This is a genomic window from Mesorhizobium sp. M2A.F.Ca.ET.037.01.1.1 (genome assembly GCF_003998075.1).
In the GTDB taxonomy this organism is placed as follows: Bacteria; Pseudomonadota; Alphaproteobacteria; order Rhizobiales; family Rhizobiaceae; genus Mesorhizobium.
In genome coordinates, this window is record NZ_RZSA01000949.1 from 1 (window position 1) to 2483 (window position 2483).

General features: G+C 64.4%; 3 protein-coding genes. 2 read left to right on the forward strand and 1 reads right to left on the reverse strand.

All coding sequences use genetic code 11. The features are described from left to right. On the reverse strand, positions 1 to 389 hold a 389-nt coding region (dksA, locus tag EOA27_RS31770), incomplete at its 3' end, for an RNA polymerase-binding protein DksA (RefSeq protein WP_127258153.1). Positions 390 to 637: 248 nt separating this feature from the next. Here dksA and EOA27_RS31775 point away from each other — a divergent pair. Next, on the forward strand, positions 638 to 1141 hold the full coding sequence (locus tag EOA27_RS31775; RefSeq protein WP_126082556.1) for a histidine phosphatase family protein: 504 nt from the start codon (positions 638 to 640) through the stop codon (positions 1139 to 1141). Between the two features lie 63 nt (positions 1142 to 1204). Next, positions 1205 to 2483: YcjX family protein (locus tag EOA27_RS31780; protein ID WP_127258156.1), on the forward strand; the 1279-nt coding region annotated here is incomplete at its 3' end.

The following is a 2483-nucleotide window of genomic DNA, read 5'->3' on the forward strand; positions in this document are numbered from 1 at the left end:
CGCTCGTGGCGTTCCTGCGCTTCGATCGACAGCGTCGCGATCGGACGCGCGTCGAGCCGCTTCAGCGCGATCGGCTCCCCGGTTTCCTCGCAATAGCCGTAGGTGCCTTCATCGATGCGCTGGAGCGCGGAGTCGATCTTCGAGATGAGCTTGCGTTGGCGGTCGCGGGCGCGCAATTCGATGGCGCGGTCGGTTTCGGAGGAGGCGCGATCGGCAAGATCTGGGTGGTTGGCGTTTTCCTGCTGCAGGATTTCTAGGGTTTCGCGCGCCTCGCGCAGAATGTCGTTCTTCCAGGTGATAAGCTTTTGGCGGAAGTACGATTTTTGCCGTTCGTTCATGAACGGCTCGTCTTCGGAGGGTACGTAATCGGCGGTAACGATGTCGTTCATTCGACTCACCCAACAACCCCAAATTTGGCGCCTATATATTCGGGGACAAGAGCCTGCACAAGCGGTATCGACGACAGTTTCACGCAATTGTTAGTCTCGCATCGGCAGCTCCGGCAACGACGTTGTTTCAACGGCATAAAACGAATTCGCATATGATTCGTTGCAGGTGCTCGCGCCGGCCATTGTGCATGACGTGGTTCTGGTGACTAATCGCGCTTTGCCTGTCAGGCAGCGCCATGGGGGAACGCATGAGCAGACTTTATCTGTTGCGGCATGCCAAGGCCGGCTGGGCGCTGCCCGGCGTGCGCGATTTCGACCGCCCGCTCGACGAATCGGGCAAGGCTGACGCCGAAGCGATGGGAGAGGCTATGCGGGCCCGCAACTACGTGCCGGACGTCACGCTTTGCTCCAATGCCAAACGGGCAAGACAGACGCTGGAAGGCCTGGCGGGGCGCACCGACACCGGCCGGGTGCTGTTCTTCGACACGCTCTACAGCGAGGATGCGGCCGGCTATCTCGACATCATCCGCAAGAACGCCGGCGCCGAACAGCTTCTGGTGATCGGCCACAATCCCATGACCGAGGATCTGGCCATGGCGGTGTCGGGCGACGGCGACGAGGCGGCGCGCGGCATGATGAAGCACGGTTTTCCGACCTCCGGTCTCGCCGTGGTGCGCTTTCCCGGCAATCTTGCCGAAGCGGCGCAGGGCAACGGCTACCTCGAAGCCTTTCTCACGCCCGCCGACCTCTGAGGCCATTTCAAACGCCAGGTCCAGCGCCTATATCGGGCGCGGACGCGCAACCAGAGGCCTGATTTGGCATCATCGCTGACGACTTTCACCGACGAGGCAAGGATTGCGCTCGACACGCTGTCGGGCCGGGCCGCCGGGCTCTTCTCCCCCTCATTGCGTCTTGGCGTCACCGGTCTTTCCCGCGCCGGCAAGACGGTGTTCATCTCCGCCCTCGTCCACAACCTCATCCATGGCGGACGCCTGCCGCTCTTCGAAGCGCAGAAATCCGGCCGCATCGCCCGCGCCTTCCTCGAGGAGCAGCCGGACGATGCCGTTCCGCGTTTCCAGTACGAGGACCATGTCGCGGCCTTGGTGAACGACCGCGTCTGGCCGGACTCCACACGCGCCATCTCGGAGCTGAGGCTCACCATCGAATACGAGTCGGCTTCCGGCTGGAACCGGCTGTTTTCAGCCGGGAAACTGTCGATCGACATCGTCGACTATCCCGGGGAATGGCTGCTCGACCTGCCGCTGCTCGGCAAATCCTTCGCCGATTTTTCGCGCGAGGCGGTCGAGTTGGCCGCCCTGCCCGTCCGCTCCGACCTGTCTCAGGCCTGGCGCGAGCTGGCTTCCACCGTCAATCCCGATGCCGACGCCGACGAGATGACGGCGCGGCGCTTGGCCGAGAGCTTTGCCGCCTATCTCAAGGGCTGCAAGCTCGACGAACGCGCCCTGTCGACGCTGCCGCCCGGCCGCTTCCTGATGCCGGGCGACCTCGAAGGCTCGCCGGCGCTCACCTTCGCGCCGTTGATGATATTGGCGGACGGCCGGCCGCGCTCCGGATCGCTGCAGGCGATGATGGAGCGCCGCTACGAGGCCTACAAGACGCATGTCGTCAAACCGTTCTTTCGCGAGCACATCACCCGCCTGGACCGGCAGATCGTGCTGATCGACGCCATGCAGGCGCTCAATGCCGGCCGGGCCGCGATGGCCGATCTGGAACGCGCCGTCACCGAGATCCTGTCCTGCTTCCGGCCCGGACGCGGCAACTTCCTCACCGATTTCTTCTCGCGCCGCATCGACCGCATCCTGGTCGCCGCGACCAAGGCGGACCATCTGCACCACGAAAGCCACGACCGGCTGCAGGCGATCGTGCGCCGGCTGACCGACCGAGCCGTGGCGCGGGCGAATTTCAGCGGCGCCGCCGTCGATGTCGTTGCCATGGCCGCGGTCCGCTCGACCCGCGAGGGCACGGTGAAGCAAGGCCGCGAGACGCTGCCGGTGATCATCGGCACGCCGCTGAAGGGCGAGACGATCAACGGCGAGACCTTCGACGGAAAGACCGAGACCGCCATATTCCCGG

Bases quoted from the DNA above. Each gene is read 5' to 3' on its own strand.
- EOA27_RS31775 (WP_126082556.1), top strand. From the start codon at position 638: ATGAGCAGACTTTATCTGTTGCGGCATGCCAAGGCCGGCTGGGCGCTG.